This window comes from Clostridium sp. UBA1056 (assembly GCA_002316385.1).
GTDB lineage: Bacteria > Bacillota > Clostridia > Clostridiales > Clostridiaceae > Clostridium_J.
Window position 1 is genome coordinate 19,036 of the sequence record DCDL01000010.1, and the last position, 20,744, is coordinate 39,779.

The following is a 20,744-nucleotide window of genomic DNA, read 5'->3' on the forward strand; positions in this document are numbered from 1 at the left end:
TTATTTTCAGATGCCTTATTATTTTCTTAAATCAGCTAAGATTTCAGTTTTACTTTTAGTTTTATCATCTACATGTTTAATTATTCTAGCAGGAGATCCAGCTACAACTACATTTTCTGGGATATCTTCTGTAACTATAGCACCAGCAGCTACCACTGAATGATTTCCTATCTTGACCCCTTCTAAGATTACTGCATTAGCTCCAATTAGTACATGATCACCAATTTCACATGGAGACTTACTTGGTGGTTCTAGAACTCCAGCAACCACTGCCCCAGCTCCAAGGTGTACCCCTTTACCAAGTTTTCCTCTAGCACCTACAACAGCATTCATATCCACCATGGTTTCATCACCGATTTCAGCACCTATATTAATAACAGCACCCATCATAATAACAGCATTATTTCCAATAGAAACTCTATCACGAATTATTGCACCTGGCTCGATTCTAGCATTTATACCTCTTGTATCAAGCATAGGGATAGCAGAGTTTCTTCTATCAGATTCAATTCTGTAGTTATGTATTTTGCCTTTATTTTCTTCTAAAAACTTATTTATATCAGAGCTGTCACCAAATAAAACATAGAAGCTGCCTTCACCAAAACAGTCTATATTTTCAAAGCTGCAATCTTTTAAATCACCTTTAATATAAGCCTTGACAGGGGTTGATTTTCTTGATTCCTTTATAAATCTAGCAATTTCATATGGGTCAGTAAAATTATATTCCATACCTCTAACTCCTTTCGACAAGTAATATATATTCATTTATATATTATCCTAAAACTCTACATTAATTATAAATAAATAAGATATTTTTGAATATAATACTTAATATACTTAATTTACTAATATAGTTATATCATAAAAATCATATATAATGGAACATTTTATTTGTAAATGGTATAATAAAATTAAAATATAGGCCTAGGAGGTAAAAACATGGGAAACTTAAACAAAGGATATATTCAAATATATACTGGAAATGGAAAAGGAAAAACTACAGCAGCTGTAGGGCTTGCTACTAGAGCAGCAGGAAATAAATTTAGAGTATGCATGGTTCAATTTTTAAAAAGTGGAGTAACAGGAGAATTAGAATCAGCTAAACTTATGGCTCCATATTTTACTATTCATAGATTTGAAAAACCTAGAGGGTTTTTCTGGACATTAAATGATCAAGAAAAATTAGAGCTAAAAGAAGATATTCAAGAAGCGTATAAGTTTTGTATAAAGCAATTGGAAGAAGGAAACTGCGATATACTAATAATGGATGAGATAATGGGAACTTTATCTAATGGATTAATTACAGAGGAGCAATTAATAGAGCTTATAGATAAAAAGCCAGATGATGTGGAACTTATAATGACAGGTAGAAATGTACCAGAGTCAATAATGCAAAGAGCTAACCTAGTTACTGAAATGAAAGATATTAAGCACTACTTTGAGGAAGGTGTTCCAGCAAGGAAAGGAATAGAATTCTAAGGAATATAGGGTATAAATTATGAGATTGTCAAGTAGTGTAGACAACATAGAAATATCAGGGATAAGAAAGTTTTATAATAAGGTTGCTAAAATAGATGGTGCAATCTCATTAACTTTAGGTGAGCCAGATTTTAAAATGCCTGTGGAAATAAAAGAGGCTATAAAAAGGTCCATAGATGAAGATAAAACTACCTACACTCCTAATGCTGGAATTGAAGAGTTGAGAGAAGAAATTTCAAAGTATCTAAAGTCTTTAAATATAGATTTTTTTAAGGAAGAAATATGCGTAACCGTAGGAGGAAGTGAGGGGTTATTATCAACTTTTACTGGAATATTAAATCATGGAGATAAAGTTCTAATACCGACTATTGCATATCCTGCCTATGAAAATTGTGTTAAAATCCTTGGCGGAGAGGTTATAAATTATAATCTTAAAGAAGATCTATCTATAGATATGGAAGAATTGAAGAGAGTTGTAGAGCAAGAATGCCCGAAGGTGATGGTAGTATCTCACCCATCAAATCCTACAGGTAGACTTATGACCAAAGAACAATGTGATGAGCTATTCAATATATTAAGAGATAAAGATATATTAATCATGAGTGATGAAATCTATAGTTCCATTATATTTGGCGAGTTTAATTCCATATCACAGTATAAAGAACTAAAAAATAAACTAGTACTTATAGGTGGATTTTCGAAGATGTTTTCCATGACAGGAATGAGAACAGGTTATGTATGTGCTCCAGAATGGATATTAAAGAACATAATAAAGGTTCATCAATACAATGTGTCTTGTGCCCCATCTATTGGTCAATATGGAGCTTTAGAAGGGCTTAAAAAATCTATGTATCATATAGATTACATAAAAGCGAATTTAAAATTAAGAAGAGACTATGTATATGATAGACTTATTTCTATGGGGCTTGAAGTTGTAAGACCGGAAGGAGCCTTTTATATATTTCCATCTATAAAAAAACTTGGATTTAGTAGTGAAGAGTTTTGTGAAAAACTACTTAAAGATACTAAAGTAGCTGTAGTACCGGGAACTGCCTTTGGAGAAGGTGGAGAAGGCTATGTAAGAATTTCTTATTGTTACAGCATGGAAGATTTAAAATTAGCTTTAGATTTCATGGAAGAATGGTTAAATAAATTAAAGTTAAATAGTAAATAAAAAAATGGTGTGAAAGTCTATATTTTCACACCATTTTTTATTTCTATAATAGATATTATTCTATTTATATGCTATTTAACTACATCATCCATAGAATATAAGCCTTTTGGTTTATTGTGAACATATTCACAGGCTTTTAAAGCTCCTACAGCAAATACTTCTCTTGAAATAGCAGAATGTTTAATTTCGATTACTTCACCCATACCTGCAAATATAACTTCATGGTCGCCTATAATATTTCCACCACGAATTGCATGAATTCCTATTTCTTTGTGTTCTCTTTTAGAAATACCTTCTCTACCATAGTTGAAGGTTGTTTCTTCATCTATAGAATCTTTTATAGTATTAGCAAGAAGTAGTGCAGTACCACTTGGAGCATCTACCTTTTGATTGTGATGCTTTTCTATTATCTCAATATCGAAATCCATATAAAGCTTATTGCTAATAGATTTTAATAAATTGTTTATTATATTAATGCCTATAGACATATTAGCAGAGAAAAATACTGGAATCGAATTTTGTAATTCTTTAATATGAGCTATTTGTTCTGCTGTATAGCCAGTAGTACAAAATACTACTGGTAATGAATTATTTAAAGCGTATTTTGATATAGCGTCTAAACTTGAAGGTCTTGAAAAGTCTAAAATTACATCTACTTTTTCTGTTACTTTATCTATAGAATCATAGATAGAGTAATCAAAATTAGTTTCTGTATTCATATCTACTCCAGCCTGAATTTTTAATGTGTCAGAAGTAGAAGCAACCTTTGAAATCATGTTACCCATTTTTCCGTTACATCCAACTAATAAAATATTTACCATGTATAGTCTCCTTTATATTAAGTCGTAATCTTTTAAAGCATCTTTTAAAGTATCTAAGTTCTTAGGGTCCATATCAACTAATGGAAGTCTTAAATTTCCTACGTTTCTACCCATAAGGTTTAAAGCAGTTTTTATAGGAATAGGGTTTGTTTCACAGAAACATGCATTAGTTAAAGGTATAGTCTTTAAAAATAAGTCTTGAGATGCTTTTATATCTCCATTAAAGAATAATTCACATATATCATGAACATCTTTAGGTACAATATTTGCGATAACTGATATTATTCCAAGTCCACCAATAGCAAGTGTAGGCAGGATTTCATTATCATTTCCAGAATATATATCTAACTTATCTCCACATAAATATCTTATCTCTGCAATTTGGCTTATATTTCCACTAGCTTCTTTTACAGCTACAATATTATCTAGCTGGCAAAGTTCATGAAGAGCCTTTGGTGAAATATTCATACCAGTTCTAGATGGTACATTATATACTACGATAGGAGTTTTAACAGCCTCAGCGATAGTTTTAAAGTGAGCAATTAATCCTTTTGCAGAAGTTTTGTTATAGTAAGGATTAATTACTAAAAGTCCATCTACTCCAACAGATTCAGCAAATTTACTCATCTCTACTGAAGACAGGGTATTATTACTACCAGTACCAGCTATAACAGGAATTCTTTTATTAACTGTATCTACAGTGAATTTTATAGTTGCTTTTCTTTCAGCTTCAGTCATAGTAGAGGCTTCTCCAGTTGTACCACATACTATAATAGCGTCAGTTTTATTTTCAATATGCCATTCGATTAATTCCTTTAACTTAGGAAAGTCTACACCATCTTTGTTAAATGGAGTTACAATTGCAACACCAGAGCCTTTAAAAATACTCATAAATACACCTCTTAAATCCTTATATTTTTAATAACACAGTAATAAGATAATAAAAACTTTATATTTATATATTTTAAATTATTGAAATTTAGATGAATTACTAAAATATATAAAATGTTATTCTATTCATATTATATGATAGAAGTTTTATATTATATAAGTTAGTATAAAAGTTTCTATTTTATTAAATCTTCTTTTACAAAAGCTTCTGCAATTTGCACTGCATTAAGAGCAGCTCCTTTTCTAATATTATCAGCTACTACCCAAAGATTAAGTCCATTATCCAAACTAAAATCACGTCTAATTCTTCCGATGTAAACATCATCATGACCTTCTATATCTATAGGCATAGGATAAATATTATTTTTAATATCATCCATCACAGTAATGCCAGGTAAAGTTTTAAATAAATCGAAGATATCATTCAATTCAAAGTTTTTTTCTAATTCTACGTTAATACTTTCACTATGTCCATGGAATACTGGTACTCTAACTGTAGTAGCAGTAACTTTGATCTGGTCATTATGAAGAATTTTATGAGTTTCATTTATCATCTTCATTTCTTCCTTTGTATAACCATTATCTAAGAAGATATCAATTTGTGGTATTACATTATAAGCTATTGGATATTGGAACTTTTTAGGAGGGACTTTAGATGCTCCATCCTTTAAGTCATTAAAACCTTGAACTCCAGCACCAGAAACAGCTTGATAAGTTGAGTATACAACCCTTTTAATTCCATATTTTAAATCAAGAGGCTTAAGAGCAACCATTGCTTGAATAGTAGAACAGTTAGGATTAGCAATAATACCATTATGCCATCTGATATCATCACCATTTACCTCGGGAACTACTAATGGAACTTTAGGATCCATTCTCCATGCACTACTATTATCAATAACCACAGCACCATGATCTGCAAAAATAGGTGCAAATTCTAAGCTAACATCTCCACCAGCTGAAAAAAGAGCTATGTGAATTTTTTTGTTAATTATATTTTCTTTCTTAAGTTCCTCTACCAATATATCCTTGCCATCAAAAGATATAGTACTTCCAGCAGATCTAGCAGATGAGAAAAGATATAGATTATCTATTGGAAAGTTTCTTTCAGCTAAAATACTTATAAATTGTCTTCCAACCATTCCGGTAGCACCGACTATAGCAACATTGTATTTCAAAAATACCACCTCATTTAAGTTATATTTATAATACATTATATAACTTAAAGAGGTAAAGTTATATAACTTTATGAAATTTATATATAAAATTTTATTATTGCTTAAATACATTGCAAGGAGTTAAGGACAAAGAAAAAAAAGTATAATGAGATTCATATAAATAGTGGTTTAAGATATAGTGTTTAAGGGGGTTCAAGAAAAGGATAAAGGTTAAGTATATATGAAGAGTATAAAATTAAGTTCTTTCTACATGAATAACTATATTAAAATATATTAAAAAATTATATTAAAAAATAAAAAATTTGTAGTTAGAGTTATAGAAAATTATGAAAGTAAATGGAATGTTAACTATATGAATTTTATTTATTATCTGATATTTTGTTGCAATTTGTAATTTTAAGAGTAATTGGCAGATTAAAATAGTTTGACAACTCACAGAATCATGTGTTAATATTATAAAAAATGAATTTATTATTATTTTTATTTTCATACTTTTAACAATTAAGACTACTAAAATTCATATCCACATAGTAAATATAAAATGATTATAATTGATTTTAATATTATGAAATAATTTCATAATGGTATAATTTAAAAGCTTGTGACTTTCTTATTGTGGGAATTATCAAAATATTTGAAAGGGACAAATTATTTAAATAAATCGATTTAAAAGTTTTATAGTAACATTCCAAATGTATTTTAGTAAAGTTAAAAGAATGATCCTTACTAGGTTTATTAATAGTGTGGGAGGTGTTAGTAAGGGGAAATAATTTATGAAATTTCAAAAGTTAAGCGAGGCTAAAAGAAAATAATGAGGTGCTAAGGTTTTTGATATAAAATAAAAACACTTTATCTTATGGGATAAGTAATTATGTATACGATATCATGTATAAACTTGTAAATGCGCTGAAAATTTACATTTCGTTTATAGGAGTCTATAGGTGAGGTGTAATTTCTGATAATGTCTCATTGCACTTGAGGTAGAAAAAGGTTAATGTTGGGGGAAATGCAGTAGATGGGGATTTTATTGCATACTTTTACTTAAAATGGAGGGAGAACGATGTTAAAATTTACTCTAAAAAGATTTGGATATATGCTATTGACATTATTCATTGCATCATCAATAACATTTATGCTTATCCATGCTATGCCTGGAGATCCACTTTCAGTGGCAGCAAGAAAACTTCCGGAGCAAATCAGAGCAAACTACTATGCTAAATACGGATTAGATCAGCCACTTTTCACTCAATACAAATTATTTATTAAGAATGCTGTACACGGAGACTTAGGACAATCATTAGCATACCCAGGAAGAAGTGTTACAGACACTATTAAGAAACACGCACCTATTTCAGGAAGAATTGGTGGACAAGGGCTTATACTTGGAGTATCAATAGGTATTACGCTAGGTATAGTAGCTGCATTTAAAAGAGGAAAATGGCCAGATTATTTAGTAATGTTTATAGCTATAGTTGGTATATCAGTACCAAGTTTTGTTATAGCATCACTACTACAATTTTTCTTTACTGTTCAATTAAGATTGTTACCAACAACTGGATGGGGGCAATTTAAACATACCATATTACCTACTATAGCATTAAGTTTAGGTTCTATAGCTACTTATGCAAGGTATATGAGAGCTAACTGTCTAGATGTTATAGGACAAGATTATATCCTAACAGCTAAAGCTAAGGGAGTTTCTAGCGTTAGTTTAGTATTTAAACATGTTATAAGAAACGCGATATTACCGGCTATTACCCTTCTTGGACCACAGATTGCTAATATATTTACAGGATCTTTTGTAGTTGAAAGTATATTTGCAATACCAGGACTTGGACAATACTTCGTATCATCAGTTACAGATAGAGATTATACTATGATAATGGGACAATCAATATTTGTATCAGCGTTATTTATAGTTTCGTTATTCTTAGTTGATATAATTTATGGATTAGTTGACCCAAGAATAAGAGTATCAAGTAGTAAGCGTTAGGAGGGATAAGTATGGCAGAATTTTCAAAAGAAAAATTTCAGATTATAGGTTGTAATAACTTAGATTCAGAGGGAATACTTAGACCTAGTATGACCTACTGGCAAGATGCATGGAGAAGACTTAAAAAGAATAAGGTAGCTATGGTTTCATTAGTATTGTTAGGATTAATCGTACTAATGACAATAATAGGACCTATGATTGGTAAATTTGAATATCAAGCAACAAATAATGATATGTTAAATGTAAAGCCAAACTCAACATATTGGTTTGGAACAGATACATTAGGTAGAGACTTATTTGCTAGAGTTTGGATAGGTGGTAGAATTTCTATCATTATCGGTCTAGTTGGAGCACTTGTAGATACTGTTGTAGGAACAATTTATGGCGGTATTGCTGGATATCTTGGTGGAATTGCTGATGATATCATGATGAGAATACTTGAGATATTAGTTAGTATTCCTTACCTAGTACTAGTTATACTTATCAGAGTTCTTATGGATGGTGGTGGTATGGCACCTCTTATTATAGCTATGACTATAACAGGATGGTGTTATATGGCTAGACTTGTAAGAGGACAACTTTTACAGATTAAAGAGCAAGAATATGTACTTGCAGCAAAAGCACTAGGAGCAAATCCATCAAGAATAATAGCAAGACACTTGGTACCAAACACTTTAGGTGTTATGATTGTTGCTATAACTTTTGATATACCAGGATTTATATTCGCTGAGGCTTTCTTAAGTTTCTTAGGAATTGGTATCCAATCACCAATGACAAGCTGGGGAGCTCTTGCATCAGCAGGACAACAGAACTTAATGTTCTATGCTTATCAATTAATTTTCCCTGCCTTAGCAATTTCGCTAACGATGTTATCTTTCAATTTATTAGGTGATGGTTTGAGAGACGCACTGGATCCTAAATTACGTCAATAGGAGGGGAAGGCAATGGAAAGAATTTTAGATGTAGAGAATTTACAAGTTTCATTTCATACCTATGCTGGTGAAGTAAAATCAGTAAGAGGTGTAGACTTTCATCTTGATAAGGGTGAGACTTTAGCTATAGTTGGAGAATCAGGTTGTGGAAAAACAGTTACATCAAAAGCTATAATGAGACTTTTACCAGAACCAATGCCAGCAGAAATCAAAAAAGATTCTAAAATTATTTTTGATGGAAAGAATATTTTAGATATGAGCGAAAAGGATTTAAGAAAATTAAGAGGATCAGATATATCTATGATATTCCAAGATCCTATGACTTCATTAAATCCTACCATGACAATTGGAAAACAGATTGCTGAAAGTTTAATAATCCATAGAGGGATGAATAAGGCTGAAGCAATGAATGAAGCAATAAGGATGTTAGATCTTGTTAACATACCAAATGCTGATAAGAGAGCTCATCAATATCCTCACGAGTTCTCAGGTGGTATGAGACAAAGAGCGATGATAGCTATAGCTCTTGCATGTAACCCTAAAATACTTATTGCAGACGAACCAACTACTGCTCTAGATGTTACTATTCAAGCTCAAATAATGGAGCTTATAGGAGATCTTCAAAAGAAATTAGGAACTGCAGTTATACTTATCACTCACGATCTTGGGGTAGTTGCAGATACTGCTGATAGAATTCAAGTAATGTATGCAGGCCAAATTATTGAAAGAGGTACTGTGGAGGAGATATTCTCAAACCCTCAACATCCATATACTTGGGCATTACTTCAATCAGTGCCAAGATTAGATACAAAAAATAAAGATACGCTTTATGCCTTAAATGGTACTCCGCCAGACTTAATTAAACCACCAGTTGGATGTCCATTTGCTGCAAGATGTGAATATTGTATGCAAATATGTTTAGAGGAGATGCCAGAAGTTACTAATGTAGTGAATGATCACCAAGTGTCATGTTGGTTAAAACACCCAATGGCACCTAAGGTTGAAATTCCTGAAGCGTTAAGAAGAGGTGAATAAGATGGCTGAAACAAATAAAAAAGAAGTTTTAATTGAAGTAAAGAACCTTAAAAAGTATTTTGAAGTAGGTAAAAATGCTACATTAAAAGCTGTAGATGATGTTAGTTTCAACATATATAAAGGTGAAACTTTAGGTCTTGTTGGAGAATCTGGGTGTGGAAAAACAACCTGTGGAAGAACTGTAATGGGACTTTATGGGGCTACCGATGGTGAGATATTGTTTGATGGAGATGACATTAGTAAATATAATAAGAAGCAGACAAAAGATTTTACTAGAAGAGCTCAAATAATATTTCAAGACCCTTATGCATCCTTAAATCCAAGAATGACTGTTGGAGACATTATTGGAGAAGGAATAGATATTCATAACCTTCATAAAGGTGCAGAAAGACAAGCTAGAATAAATGAATTACTACAATTAGTAGGATTAAATAAAGAACATGCATCTAGATTTCCACACGAATTTTCAGGTGGACAAAGACAAAGAATAGGAATAGCAAGAGCTCTTGCTATAGAACCAGACTTTATAGTATGTGACGAGCCTATCTCTGCTCTAGACGTATCTATTCAAGCTCAAGTTGTTAACCTATTAATAAAGTTACAAAATGAATTAGGATTAACATATCTATTCATAGCTCACGACCTATCAATGGTTAAACATATATCTGATAGAGTTGGAGTTATGTATTTAGGAACTATGGTAGAGCTTGCTAGTAGTGAAGATTTGTATAACAAGCCTTTACATCCTTATACTCAAGCATTATTATCAGCAATTCCGATTCCTGATCCTGATGCAACTAAGAAAAAGGCGAGAATACCATTAGAGGGAGAGGTTCCCAGCCCAATAAATCCTAAACCAGGTTGTAGATTTGCGCCAAGATGTAGATATGCAAAACCTATATGTAGTGAAAAAAATCCTGAATTTAGAGAAATTGAGCCAAATCACTTTGCTGCATGTCATATATTATAATTGAAATAGAAAAAGATAAGAGTAATTTGTTGCTCTTATCTTTTTTTATCTTAAAAGTGAAAAGATAAAAATATTAAGTAATATATTTATGGGATATAGCATAACAGAAGAAAGGTTTGGGCGAACTTTATTTGACAATTGAGTTATATTACCATGTACATATTAGTTATTTCATATTTATATAATAGTATAAAGAAGGTAATATATGATTATTTGAAATAAAAAACCATATTAGATTTGGTCAAATAAAGTTTAAAGAAAATACAGAAAAAAGAATGATTTAATACATATCAATTCATGAACTGATTATTTTATAAAAAACTACAAATTACGACAAAAAACAGTATAAAACTTTACAACTTAGACATACCAATGAAAGTTAAAAAATAACTAATCGTATATACGTAATACTTTATAGAAAAATCAGGTATTTTAAATAAAAAATAGAGAAAATAATTCATATAATTGAATAAAATTATAATTAATGTGTCTTTAGTCGGAAAAATAAACATTGACAGTGTCGATAAAAGGGTGTATTATAATTACAAGCGAAAGTTATGAGGAAATGTGTAGAAATTTGCGCAGTGAGTAACGAAAAAAGATAAGTTAAGTTTAGAAGAAAGATTTATAATCTTTAGACTAACTACATTACTTAAGGGGGATTATTTATGAGAAGTAAAAAAATGCTAGCATCACTATTAGCATTATCTATGTTAACATCTGTGGCATTAGTTGGATGCGGTAAAGGTGAAGGAAATAACACAGGTGCTGCGGCTAATGGAGAAGCAGATTCTGACCAATATTTAAATATACTTTTACAATCAGAGCCAAAAACAATTGATCAATCTAAAGCAAGTGATTCATATTCCTCACAAATTCTTGCTAACTGTCAAGAGGGATTAACAAGAATTACACAAGATGAAAATGGACAAGATAAGATTGAACCAGGTATGGCAGAAAGTTGGGAAGCTTCAGAGGATAAAACAGTTTGGACATTTAGGTTAAGAGATGCTAAATGGAGTGATGGACAAGCAATAACTGCAAAAGATTTTGTTTATGGTATTACAAGAACGTTAGATCAAAACACTGCATCACCATATGCATTTCTACTGTATCCAATCAAAAATGCTGGAGAGTTCAACTCTGGAGAAGCTAAAGCTGAAGAATTGGGAATTAAGGCTATAGATGATAAGACGCTAGAATTTACATTAAAAGCACCATGTCCATACTTTCTTGACTTAACATACTATAAAGTAATGCAACCACAAAGACAAGATATAGTAGAACAGCATGGTGACAGATATGGTTCAGAAGCAAATACTATGATATATTCAGGACCATTTGTAATTTCTGAATGGGTTCATAGCAACAAAATTGAATTAGTAAAAAATCCTGAATATTGGGATGCTGGAAATGTAAAACTAGAAAAAGCTACAATGAAAATCATAAAAGATGAAAATGCTAGAATGAATGAAATATATAACGGTTCATTAGATGCGGCTGCAGTATCTAAACCAGAGTGGATAGAAAAACTTAATTCAACTGGTCAATTTGAAGTTAAAAAGGGGTATGATGGTGCAACTAATTATACTTACTTTAACCAAAATGACAAACTATTTAGTAATGCTAAGGTGAGAAAGGCGTTTATAATAGCTCAAGATAGAGAAAACAATGCTAAGACTATGATGAGAGGTCTTGCAGAGCCAGCATTAGCTTTCGTACCTCCACAAGTAAAAATAGGTGGCGAAGAGTATAGATCTAAGACTAATGATCTTCCAGTTAAAGATCTTATAGCTGAAAATCCAGATCCAAAGGCTTTGTTAATAGAAGGAATGAAAGAATTAGGACTTGGAGAAGATCCATCAACTATAAATATTAAATACTTACAATCAGGTACAGATGCCCGTGCTAAAGAAATGGCAGAATTCCAACAACAACTTTATCACGAAAGACTTGGAATAAATTTAGAAATTGATTATGTTGAATGGGCACAGTTCCAAACTAAAACTGATAATATGGAGTATCAAGTGGCTAGTGCGGGTTGGTCTGGAGATTATAACGATCCTAACACATACCTTGATTTATGGATGACTGGAACTAAAAATGTACCAACAGGTTGGTCAAATCCTAAATATGATGAAATTTTAACTAAGGCATCAGAAACTGCTGATCCAGAAGAAAGAACTAACTTATTTAAAGAGGCAGAAAGAATCTTAATATATGAAGATGGAGTTATAAGTCCAGAAGTTTGGAGATATAAAAGTACTTATGTAAGAAAGTATGTTAAAAATTATACTGCTCCAATGTTTGGAACTGTTGATTTAAAATATACTTACACTTCAGGAAGACAATAATATTAATATAAAAGTGATAAAAGAGTAAAGTGTTGAACTTTACTCTTTTATTATTTTTATATTTAGAATTATATTTATAGGGAAAAGTCTTGAAACTCATACCATCTTGTGTTATTTATAATAGATTATTACATTATGCTTTATTATAAGGCAAGCGAAGGAGGATGCATGTACTGTTAAATCTCAAATTGCTACGCAGTCATCTGTATCTGTAGAAGTAATAGTAAAGTTAGTTATAAAGCCGTCTAAAGCTATGGTTGCGTGCAGTTTAAAACAATAGTATGTCTCTTTCTTTGATGGACACTTTCCATAAGAAACCTCCAGTTTAAAGGATGAATTGGTCTTTTTAAATTATAGAATAACATGATATTCTAGGGCTTTTCTATTTGCAAATAATGCTAATTAACTTACTAACACAACGAGTTAGATTAAAAAAATTGTATCTATAAGGGAATTGCTGGCGGAATATATCTTAATATGCAAAAGATTCATACAAATTTCGACGAATTGGAAATCAAAACAAGATTTAGAAAGAAAAATGAAGAAAAAATGAAGAAAAAAATGAAAAAAATGAAAAAATAATTTAAAAAATAAATTAAAATTTAAAAAATTTTAGATAAATATTTTAAAAAAAGATTTTTAAAGATATTTTAATTCGATATTTGTATATTTATAATAAAAAAAGTCGAACTGAAGCAATATTGTAAATATTAAGATAATAAGTATTGCAATAGTAAAAATGTTAATATATAATAAATTTAAATCAAATGGATATGTGCTTATATCTATTATATTGATGGTTAATTAAGGGGGATTATTCATGAAAAGCAAAAAAATATTGGCATCTTTATTAGCATTATCTATGATAACATCCGTTGCTTTAGTAGGTTGTGGTAATAAGGAAGAATCAGGAAATGGTGCTGCATCTGAAGGAATGGACAAGGATCAGTATCTTAACGTAGCATTAAAGGAAGAACCTAAAACAATTGATCAATCTAAATCAAGTGATGCATACTCTTCAGAAATTCTTGCTAACTGTCAAGAAGCTTTAACAAGAATTGTACAAGATGAAACTGGTAAAGATAAAGTTGAACCAGGTATGGCTGAAAGCTGGGAAGCTTCAGAGGATAAGACAGTTTGGACATTTAAGTTAAGAGATGCTAAATGGAGTGATGGACAAGTAATAACTGCAAAGGATTTTGTTTATGGTATTACAAGAACACTAGATCAAAATACTGCATCACAAAATGCATTCCTACTATATCCAATCAAAAATGCTGAAGAATTTAACAATGGTGAAGCTAAAGCTGAAGAATTAGGAGTTAAGGCTATAGATGATAAGACACTAGAATTTACATTAAAATCACCATGTCCATACTTCCTTGAATTGACATACTATAAAGTAATGCAACCACAAAGACAAGATATAGTAGAACAACACGGTGATAAATATGGTTCAGAAGCAGATGCTATGATGTATTCAGGACCATTTGTAATTTCTGAATGGGTTCATAATAATAAAGTTGAATTTACTAAGAATCCTGAATATTGGGATGCTGAAAATGTAAAACTAGAAAAAGCTACAATGAAAATAATAAAAGACGAAAATGCTAGAATGAATGAATTATATAATGGTTCATTAGATATCGCTACTGTAGTTAAACCAGAGTGGATAGAAAAATTTAATTCAACTGGTAATTATGAAGCTAAAAAAGAGTATGAGGGTGCAATTACTTATACTTTCTTTAACCAAAATAATAAACTATTTAGCAATGCCAAGGTAAGAAAAGCATTCATAATAGCTGAAGATAGAGAAAATAAAATTAAGACTCTAAGAAAAGGTCTTGGAGAAGAAGCATTATCTTTCGTACCTCCAAAAGTAAAAATAGGTGGCGAAGAGTATAGAGAGAAGGCTAATGATCTTCCAGTTAAAGATCTTATAGCTGAAAATCCAGATCCAAAGGCACTATTAATAGAAGGAATGAAGGAATTAGGACTTGGAGAAGACCCATCAACTATAACTATTAAATACTTACAATCAGGTACAGATTCAGTAGCCAAAGAATATGCTGAATTCCAACAACAAGTTTATCAAGAAAAGCTTGGAATAAATGTAAACGTTGATTATGTTGAATGGGCACAATTCCAAACTAGAACTGATAATCTGGAATATGAAATAGCTGGTATGGCTTGGAGTGGAGATTATAATGATCCTAATGCATATCTTAATTTTTGGGTGACTGGAACTAATACTGTACCAACAGGTTGGTCAAATCCTAAATATGATGAGATTATAGCTAAAGCAGCACAAACTGTCGATATGGAAGAAAGAGCTAAGTTATTTAAAGAAGCAGAAAGAATCTTATTATATGAGGATGGAGTTATAAGTCCAGAAGCTTGGAGATTTAAAAATATTTATGTAGGAAAGTATGTTAAAAACTATAATTATCCAATGTTTGGAACAATTGATTTGAAATACACTTATACATCAGGAAGAGAGTAATATTAATATAAAAATGATAAAAGAGTAAAGTATTGAGCTTTACTCTTTTATTATTTTTATATTTAGAATTATGTGTATAGGCAAAGATCTTGAAAATCATATCATTTTATATTATCTATAGTATCTTATCATATTACAACTATTATAGTAACTATTCAGTTACTCATATTAATTTTGAAATATATACATAAAAATAACAACATTCTTTCAAAAAGTAATTATATTTATTCCAGTTTTTAATTACCTGTTGAGAATAATCAATATTCTAGAGGTTTTTATGTTCTTGTATCATTGATCCATTGGTACTAATAGATTTGAGGCTCCTAGATAAACCGGTATTTTTATATGATTTATATTAAGGGTGAAATATATTTACATAAAAAATTATCCTTTATTGTAAAATGATTTATCCAATTTACAATAAGGGATAACTTTTAAACCTATGTATGAAAAAATGAGGTGAAACACCTCAGTTAGCGAAGCTTTTTAGACAAACGTTGAATCAAATGGATTTTAAGTAAATATTGAATTTAAACAATCTAAAGCATTTTTACTTTAATTTCTTACTGTTGATACATAACCAGGAATTCTATTAAAAATCGTGTAACCTACTTTACCATTAGCTTTTTTAAGACAGGCTTCATACTATCAAAGATAGATGTAAATGGAAGAAGTTTTTTATTAATCTAATAATAGCACTAACCTTAATTTATTTTAATAGGTGAATAGTTACTTATTATAATCAAAATGAAGGAAATTATATATTAACATGCAATAATGAATGAAGTGATTGTATATATTGTAAAATATGTATAATTGTTAGTGAAATTACTAGTAAAATGTATTTCAATATACAAAAAATTCATATAAATTAATAGCGAAATTCGTATTACGAATTTCGACAAATAATGAATAAAAATGCGATTTAGAAAGAAAGATGATGAAAAATGAAGAAAAAAATTAAGAAAAATAATAAATAATTAAAAAAATAAATTAAAATTTAAAAAAATATCAGATTAATATTTAAAAAAAGACTTTTGAAGATATTTTAGTTCGATATTTGTTTAATTATAATAGAAAAAGTCGAATTTGAGCAATCTTATAAATATTCAGATAATAGGTATTGCAATCGCAAAAATGTTAATATATAATAAATTTAAATCAAATAGATATGTGCTTATGTCTATTATTATTGATGGTTAATGAAGGGGGATTATTCATGAAAAGCAAAAAAATATTGTCGTCTTTATTAGCATTATCTATGGTAACATCCGTTGCTTTAGTAGGTTGTGGTAATAAGGAAGAATCAGGAAATGGTGCTGCATCTGAAGGAATGGACAAGGATCAGTATCTTAACTTAGAATTAAGAGCAGAGCCAAAAACAATTGACCAATCTAAATCAAGTGATTTATATTCTTCACAAGTTCTTGCTAACTCTCAAGAAGCATTAACAAGAATTATACAAGATGAAAATGGAAAAGATAAGATTGAACCAGGTATAGCAGAAAGTTGGAAAGCTTCAGAGGATAAAACAGTTTGGACATTTAAGTTAAGAGATGCTAAGTGGAGTGATGGACAAGCAATAACTGCAAAGGACTTTGTTTATGGTATTACAAGAACATTAGATCAAAATACTGCATCACCATATGCATTTCTACTGTATCCAATCAAAAATGCTGAAGAATTCAACTCTGGAAAAGTTAAAGCTGAAGAGTTAGGAGTTAAGGCTATAGATGATAAGACACTAGAATTTACATTAAAATCACCATGTGCATACTTCCTTGACTTGACATACTTTAAAGTAATGCAACCACAAAGACAAGATATAGTAGAACAACATGGTGACAGGTATGGTTCAGAAGCCAATACTATGATGTATAGTGGACCATTTGTAATTTCTGAATGGGTTCATAATAATAAAGTTGAATTTACTAAGAATCCTGAATATTGGGATGCTGAAAATGTAAAACTAGAAAAAGCTACAATGAAAATCATAAAAGATGAAAATGCTAGAATGAATGAATTATATAATGGTTCTTTAGATATGGCTGCAGTATCTAAACCAGAGTGGATAGAAAAACTTGATGCAACTGGTCAATATGAAGCTAAAAAGGGGTATGATAGTTCAACTACTTATACTTTCTTTAACCAAAATGACAAACTATTTAGCAATGCTAAGGTAAGAAAAGCCTTCATAATAGCTGAAGATAGAGAAAATAAAATTAAGACTCTAAGAAAAGGTCTTGGAGAACCAGCATTATCTTTCGTACCTCCAAAAGTACAAATAGGTGGAGAAGAGTATAGAGATAAGGTTAAAGATCTTCCAATTAAAAATCTTATGGATGAAAATCCAGATCCAAAGGCTTTATTAATAGAAGGAATGAAAGAATTAGGACTTGGAGAAGATCCATCAACTATAACTATTAAATACTTACAATCAGGTACAGATTCAGTAGCTAAAGAGTATGCTGAATTCCAACAACAAGTTTATCAAGAAAAGCTTGGAATAAATGTAGGCGTTGAATATGTTGAATGGGCACAATTCCAAACTAGAACTGATGATATGGATTATCAAGTTGCTGGTATGGCATGGTCTGGAGATTATAATGATCCTAACACATATCTTGATTTATGGATGAGTGGAGCTGGTGTTGTACCAACAGGTTGGTCAAATCCTAAATATGATGAACTTTTAACTAAAGCATCACAAACTGTCGATCCAGCAGAAAGAACTGAGTTATTTAAAGAGGCAGAAAGAATCTTATTATATGAAGATGGAGTTATAAGTCCGGAAGCTTGGAGATTTAAAAATACTTATGTAGGAAAGTATGTTAAAAACTATAGTGCTCCATTATTTGGAACAATTGATTTGAAATACACTTATACATCAGGAAGAAAATAGTATAAAATATTCTTAGAATAATATTAGTGCTCCTTAAAATATTTATTATAGATATTTTAAGGAGCACTTTTATAGAATCTACTATAGAGGGTGTATAGATTAATAGTGAAGATATACTTTTATATAACAATAGAAGTTATAAAAATTGATAGAAAAATAATAAAATAGTAAGGACTATATAAGAATTCTTTAGAAATTTTTATATAGTCTTTTTTATATAGTTTTGTAAAAAGTTTATTGATTTTATTCTCTACCTTGTGTATAAACTGTTTTTAAATCTAAGTTTCCAAAAACAGGAGATGTGTAGTTCTTAACATAATTACGAACATAAGTATTTTTAAATCTCCATGCAGTTGGACTTATAGCAGCATCTTCGTAAATAAAAATCTTTTCAGCTTCTTGGAATAATTTCTTTCTTTCTTCTGGGTCATTTGTGGTCATGGCCTTTTTAATTAATTCATCATATTTCTCATTTTTCCAACCTGTTTTAACAGAAGCTCTATCACTCATGTACATATCAAAATAAGTTAGTGGATCATTATAGTCTGCAGTAACTGACGCACCAGCTAACTCAAAGTCCATGTCATCTGTTTTTTCTAGGAATGTTGCCCACTCAACATAGTCTACATTAATGTTTATCCCTAATTTTTCAGTAAAATTTTGTTGATCAAACTCTGCCCTTTCTTTAGCGGTGGAATCGGTTCCTCCTTCAAGTAGTTTGATAGTATGTTTTGAAGGGTCTGGATCTAAACCTTCTTCTTTTAAACCTTCAATAAATAAAGCTTTAGGATCTGGATTTTCTTTCTTAAGTTCAGTTACAGGTTGGAAATCAGTAACTTTTCTAAACTCATCGTCACCAACTTTAACTGATGGTGGAACCCAAGCTGTAGCAGGCTCTGCTAATCCTCTCTGTGCAATTTTAATTGTTCCTTCACGATCCTTAGCGATAAGAAAAGCTTTTCTTATTTTAGCATTTTTGAAATATTTATTTTCATGGTTGAAGAAATTATAGGTAGCGGAAGTATCATAACCTTTTTTAACTTCGAATTGGCCAGTTTTATCAAGTTGTTCTATCCACTCTGGTTTAGATACAGTACCTAGATCTAATGAGCCGTTATATATTTCATTCATTCTAGCATTTTCATCTTTTATGATTTTCATTGTAGCTTTTTCTAGTTTTACATTTTCAGCATCCCAATATTCAGGGTTTTTTACTAATTCAATTTTATTGTTATGCACCCACTCTGAAATTTTAAATGGGCCAGCATAGACTAAAGTATCTGCTTCTGAGCCGTGCTTATCTCCATGCTTCTCAACTATGTCTTTTCTTTGAGGTTCCATGATTTTTGAATAAGTCATGTTTAAAAAATATGCACAAGGTGCTTTTAATGTAAATTCTAGTGTCTTATCATCTATAGCCTTAACTCCCAATTCTTCAGCTTTAGCCTTTCCAGAGTTGAATTCTTCAGCATTTTTTATTGGGAAAAGTAAGTATGCCATTTCTGAAGCAGTATTTCCATCTAATGTTCTTGTAATGCCATAAACAAATTGTTCTGCAGTTACTGGTTGGCCATCACTCCATTTAGTATCTCTTAATTTAAATGTCCAAGTTAAACCATCTTCAGATTGCTTCCACTCCTTAGCTATCCCTTCCTTAACTACATCATTACCATTATCATCGACACCTAATCTTGTTAACGCTTCCTGAATATTGGTATGGACGTAAGAAGTATAAATGTCATAAGCTTTTGCAGGGTCTAAGCTTTTTGGCTCGTTAAGCAGTACTACATTAAGAAATTGATCTTTATCAATGCCGCCTTCTTTACTTTGATCAGAATCTTTTGACTTACCACATCCAAGGAATAAACTAGATGCTATGGATAGAGTAAGAATGCAAGCTAAAATTTTTTTACTTTTCATAAATATTTCCCCCTATTTATATTTATAATATGAAAATATTAGCAAAGGCTAATATAATTCCTGCTTGAAGAAGTATGTCATATTAATTAAGATGGAATATTATTAAAAGTTGTAAAAAATAATATAAGCTAAACTCAAATTTTATAATATATCCAATTTATTAAATAAAATTCAGTCGAAGTTCATAAAAATCGTTTTCATGAACATGAAAGTAAGTAAAAATAATAGAAGTAGAATGAAAATAAATTCACATATATGATGAAGATAAAATTTAATATTTTAAATAAATTATATTATTATATAAATACTCATATAATAATACAGAAAATATTTCATGATAAAATAAAAATACAGAATATTCATTACTTTATTTAATTATACATAATAAATTGTCAGATGTAAATATGCTTATTTAAGTGAAAATATTTTATTTAAGTGAAAATATTTAATTAAGATAAAAATATTTAATTTAAGTGAAAATATGTAATAAAATTTGTTTTTTAAATTTATTATATTGGCACTATATGGGGAAAAATTATACATTAATAAATTAAATAGAATTCACATAATACATGAATAAAAAAAAGCCTAT

At 30.2% G+C, this 20,744-nt stretch carries 14 protein-coding genes and 1 pseudogene; 9 read left to right on the forward strand and 6 right to left on the reverse strand.

The features are described 5' to 3' along the window. Nucleotides 1-18: 18 nt before the first annotated feature. The gene (gene dapD / locus B3W71_RS03545) at nucleotides 19-729 is read right to left on the reverse strand and encodes a 2,3,4,5-tetrahydropyridine-2,6-dicarboxylate N-acetyltransferase (protein ID WP_346887568.1); all 711 of its coding nucleotides are present in this window, start codon (nucleotides 727-729) and stop codon (nucleotides 19-21) included. 210 nt (nucleotides 730-939) lie between these two features. Between dapD and B3W71_RS03550 the strand changes: the two genes are divergently transcribed. Beyond that, a complete protein-coding gene (locus B3W71_RS03550) occupies nucleotides 940-1,479 on the forward strand; it encodes a cob(I)yrinic acid a,c-diamide adenosyltransferase (protein WP_346887569.1) in 540 nt (179 codons plus the stop codon). A 19-nt stretch (nucleotides 1,480-1,498) separates the two neighbouring features. Further along, nucleotides 1,499-2,653 carry a pyridoxal phosphate-dependent aminotransferase gene (locus B3W71_RS03555; RefSeq protein WP_346887570.1) on the forward strand — a complete coding sequence of 385 codons (1,155 nt, stop codon included), beginning with the start codon at nucleotides 1,499-1,501 and terminating at the stop codon, nucleotides 2,651-2,653. A 71-nt stretch (nucleotides 2,654-2,724) separates the two neighbouring features. Here the strand turns inward: B3W71_RS03555 and dapB are convergent, their stop codons facing one another. The 3 genes from dapB to B3W71_RS03570 all read right to left on the reverse strand — a co-directional run bounded on the left by dapB (nucleotide 2,725) and on the right by B3W71_RS03570 (nucleotide 5,543). Then, entirely contained in the window at nucleotides 2,725-3,474 is a 750-nt protein-coding gene (gene dapB, locus B3W71_RS03560; protein ID WP_346887571.1) for a 4-hydroxy-tetrahydrodipicolinate reductase, read from the reverse strand. Nucleotides 3,475-3,486: 12 nt separating this feature from the next. Then, entirely contained in the window at nucleotides 3,487-4,365 is an 879-nt protein-coding gene (gene dapA, locus B3W71_RS03565; protein WP_346887572.1) for a 4-hydroxy-tetrahydrodipicolinate synthase, read from the reverse strand. A 176-nt stretch (nucleotides 4,366-4,541) separates the two neighbouring features. After that, nucleotides 4,542-5,543, reverse strand: a complete 1,002-nt coding sequence (locus tag B3W71_RS03570; RefSeq protein WP_346887573.1) for an aspartate-semialdehyde dehydrogenase — start codon at nucleotides 5,541-5,543, stop codon at nucleotides 4,542-4,544. Between the two features lie 1,060 nt (nucleotides 5,544-6,603). On the opposite strand from B3W71_RS03570, the gene B3W71_RS03575 reads away from it, so the two are divergent. The 5 genes from B3W71_RS03575 to B3W71_RS03595 all read left to right on the forward strand — a co-directional run bounded on the left by B3W71_RS03575 (nucleotide 6,604) and on the right by B3W71_RS03595 (nucleotide 12,827). Continuing rightward, complete coding sequence (locus B3W71_RS03575; protein WP_346887574.1) at nucleotides 6,604-7,536, forward strand: ABC transporter permease; 933 nt, start codon at nucleotides 6,604-6,606, stop codon at nucleotides 7,534-7,536. Between the two features lie 11 nt (nucleotides 7,537-7,547). Then, nucleotides 7,548-8,468 (forward strand): ABC transporter permease, encoded by a 921-nt coding sequence (locus B3W71_RS03580; RefSeq protein ID WP_346887575.1) that lies wholly within the window; start codon nucleotides 7,548-7,550, stop codon nucleotides 8,466-8,468. A 12-nt stretch (nucleotides 8,469-8,480) separates the two neighbouring features. Next, a complete protein-coding gene (locus tag B3W71_RS03585) occupies nucleotides 8,481-9,503 on the forward strand; it encodes an ABC transporter ATP-binding protein (RefSeq protein ID WP_346887576.1) in 1,023 nt (340 codons plus the stop codon). 1 nt (nucleotide 9,504) lies between these two features. Then, complete coding sequence (locus B3W71_RS03590) at nucleotides 9,505-10,473, forward strand: ABC transporter ATP-binding protein (RefSeq protein ID WP_346887577.1); 969 nt, start codon at nucleotides 9,505-9,507, stop codon at nucleotides 10,471-10,473. Between the two features lie 668 nt (nucleotides 10,474-11,141). Next, complete coding sequence (locus B3W71_RS03595; RefSeq protein ID WP_346887578.1) at nucleotides 11,142-12,827, forward strand: peptide ABC transporter substrate-binding protein; 1,686 nt, start codon at nucleotides 11,142-11,144, stop codon at nucleotides 12,825-12,827. 198 nt (nucleotides 12,828-13,025) lie between these two features. Here B3W71_RS03595 and B3W71_RS03600 read toward each other — a convergent pair. Continuing rightward, nucleotides 13,026-13,139: pseudogene (locus B3W71_RS03600) on the reverse strand (IS982 family transposase); the annotation flags it as partial. Between the two features lie 508 nt (nucleotides 13,140-13,647). Here B3W71_RS03600 and B3W71_RS03605 point away from each other — a divergent pair. Together B3W71_RS03605 and B3W71_RS03610 are read left to right on the forward strand one after the other, a co-directional pair. Beyond that, a complete protein-coding gene (locus tag B3W71_RS03605; RefSeq protein WP_346887579.1) occupies nucleotides 13,648-15,330 on the forward strand; it encodes a peptide ABC transporter substrate-binding protein in 1,683 nt (560 codons plus the stop codon). Nucleotides 15,331-16,549: 1,219 nt separating this feature from the next. Next, nucleotides 16,550-18,232: a peptide ABC transporter substrate-binding protein gene (locus B3W71_RS03610; protein WP_346887580.1), complete on the forward strand. Its 1,683-nt coding sequence runs from the start codon at nucleotides 16,550-16,552 to the stop codon at nucleotides 18,230-18,232. A gap of 243 nt (nucleotides 18,233-18,475) precedes the next feature. On the opposite strand, the gene B3W71_RS03615 is transcribed toward B3W71_RS03610, so the two are convergent. Then, complete coding sequence (locus B3W71_RS03615) at nucleotides 18,476-20,152, reverse strand: peptide ABC transporter substrate-binding protein (RefSeq protein WP_346887581.1); 1,677 nt, start codon at nucleotides 20,150-20,152, stop codon at nucleotides 18,476-18,478. Nucleotides 20,153-20,744 lie beyond the last annotated feature (592 nt).

What these genes read in the sequence shown, in the direction of transcription:
- dapD (WP_346887568.1), bottom strand. Translation starts at nt 729, where the DNA reads ATGGAATATAATTTTACTGACCCATATGAAATTGCTAGATTTATAAAG.
- B3W71_RS03550 (WP_346887569.1), top strand. Translation starts at nt 940, where the DNA reads ATGGGAAACTTAAACAAAGGATATATTCAAATATATACTGGAAATGGA.
- B3W71_RS03555 (WP_346887570.1), top strand. Translation starts at nt 1,499, where the DNA reads ATGAGATTGTCAAGTAGTGTAGACAACATAGAAATATCAGGGATAAGA.
- dapB (WP_346887571.1), bottom strand. Translation starts at nt 3,474, where the DNA reads ATGGTAAATATTTTATTAGTTGGATGTAACGGAAAAATGGGTAACATG.
- dapA (WP_346887572.1), bottom strand. Translation starts at nt 4,365, where the DNA reads ATGAGTATTTTTAAAGGCTCTGGTGTTGCAATTGTAACTCCATTTAAC.
- B3W71_RS03575 (WP_346887574.1), top strand. Translation starts at nt 6,604, where the DNA reads ATGTTAAAATTTACTCTAAAAAGATTTGGATATATGCTATTGACATTA.
- B3W71_RS03580 (WP_346887575.1), top strand. Translation starts at nt 7,548, where the DNA reads ATGGCAGAATTTTCAAAAGAAAAATTTCAGATTATAGGTTGTAATAAC.
- B3W71_RS03585 (WP_346887576.1), top strand. Translation starts at nt 8,481, where the DNA reads ATGGAAAGAATTTTAGATGTAGAGAATTTACAAGTTTCATTTCATACC.
- B3W71_RS03590 (WP_346887577.1), top strand. Translation starts at nt 9,505, where the DNA reads ATGGCTGAAACAAATAAAAAAGAAGTTTTAATTGAAGTAAAGAACCTT.
- B3W71_RS03595 (WP_346887578.1), top strand. Translation starts at nt 11,142, where the DNA reads ATGAGAAGTAAAAAAATGCTAGCATCACTATTAGCATTATCTATGTTA.
- B3W71_RS03605 (WP_346887579.1), top strand. Translation starts at nt 13,648, where the DNA reads ATGAAAAGCAAAAAAATATTGGCATCTTTATTAGCATTATCTATGATA.
- B3W71_RS03610 (WP_346887580.1), top strand. Translation starts at nt 16,550, where the DNA reads ATGAAAAGCAAAAAAATATTGTCGTCTTTATTAGCATTATCTATGGTA.
- B3W71_RS03615 (WP_346887581.1), bottom strand. Translation starts at nt 20,152, where the DNA reads ATGAAAAGTAAAAAAATTTTAGCTTGCATTCTTACTCTATCCATAGCA.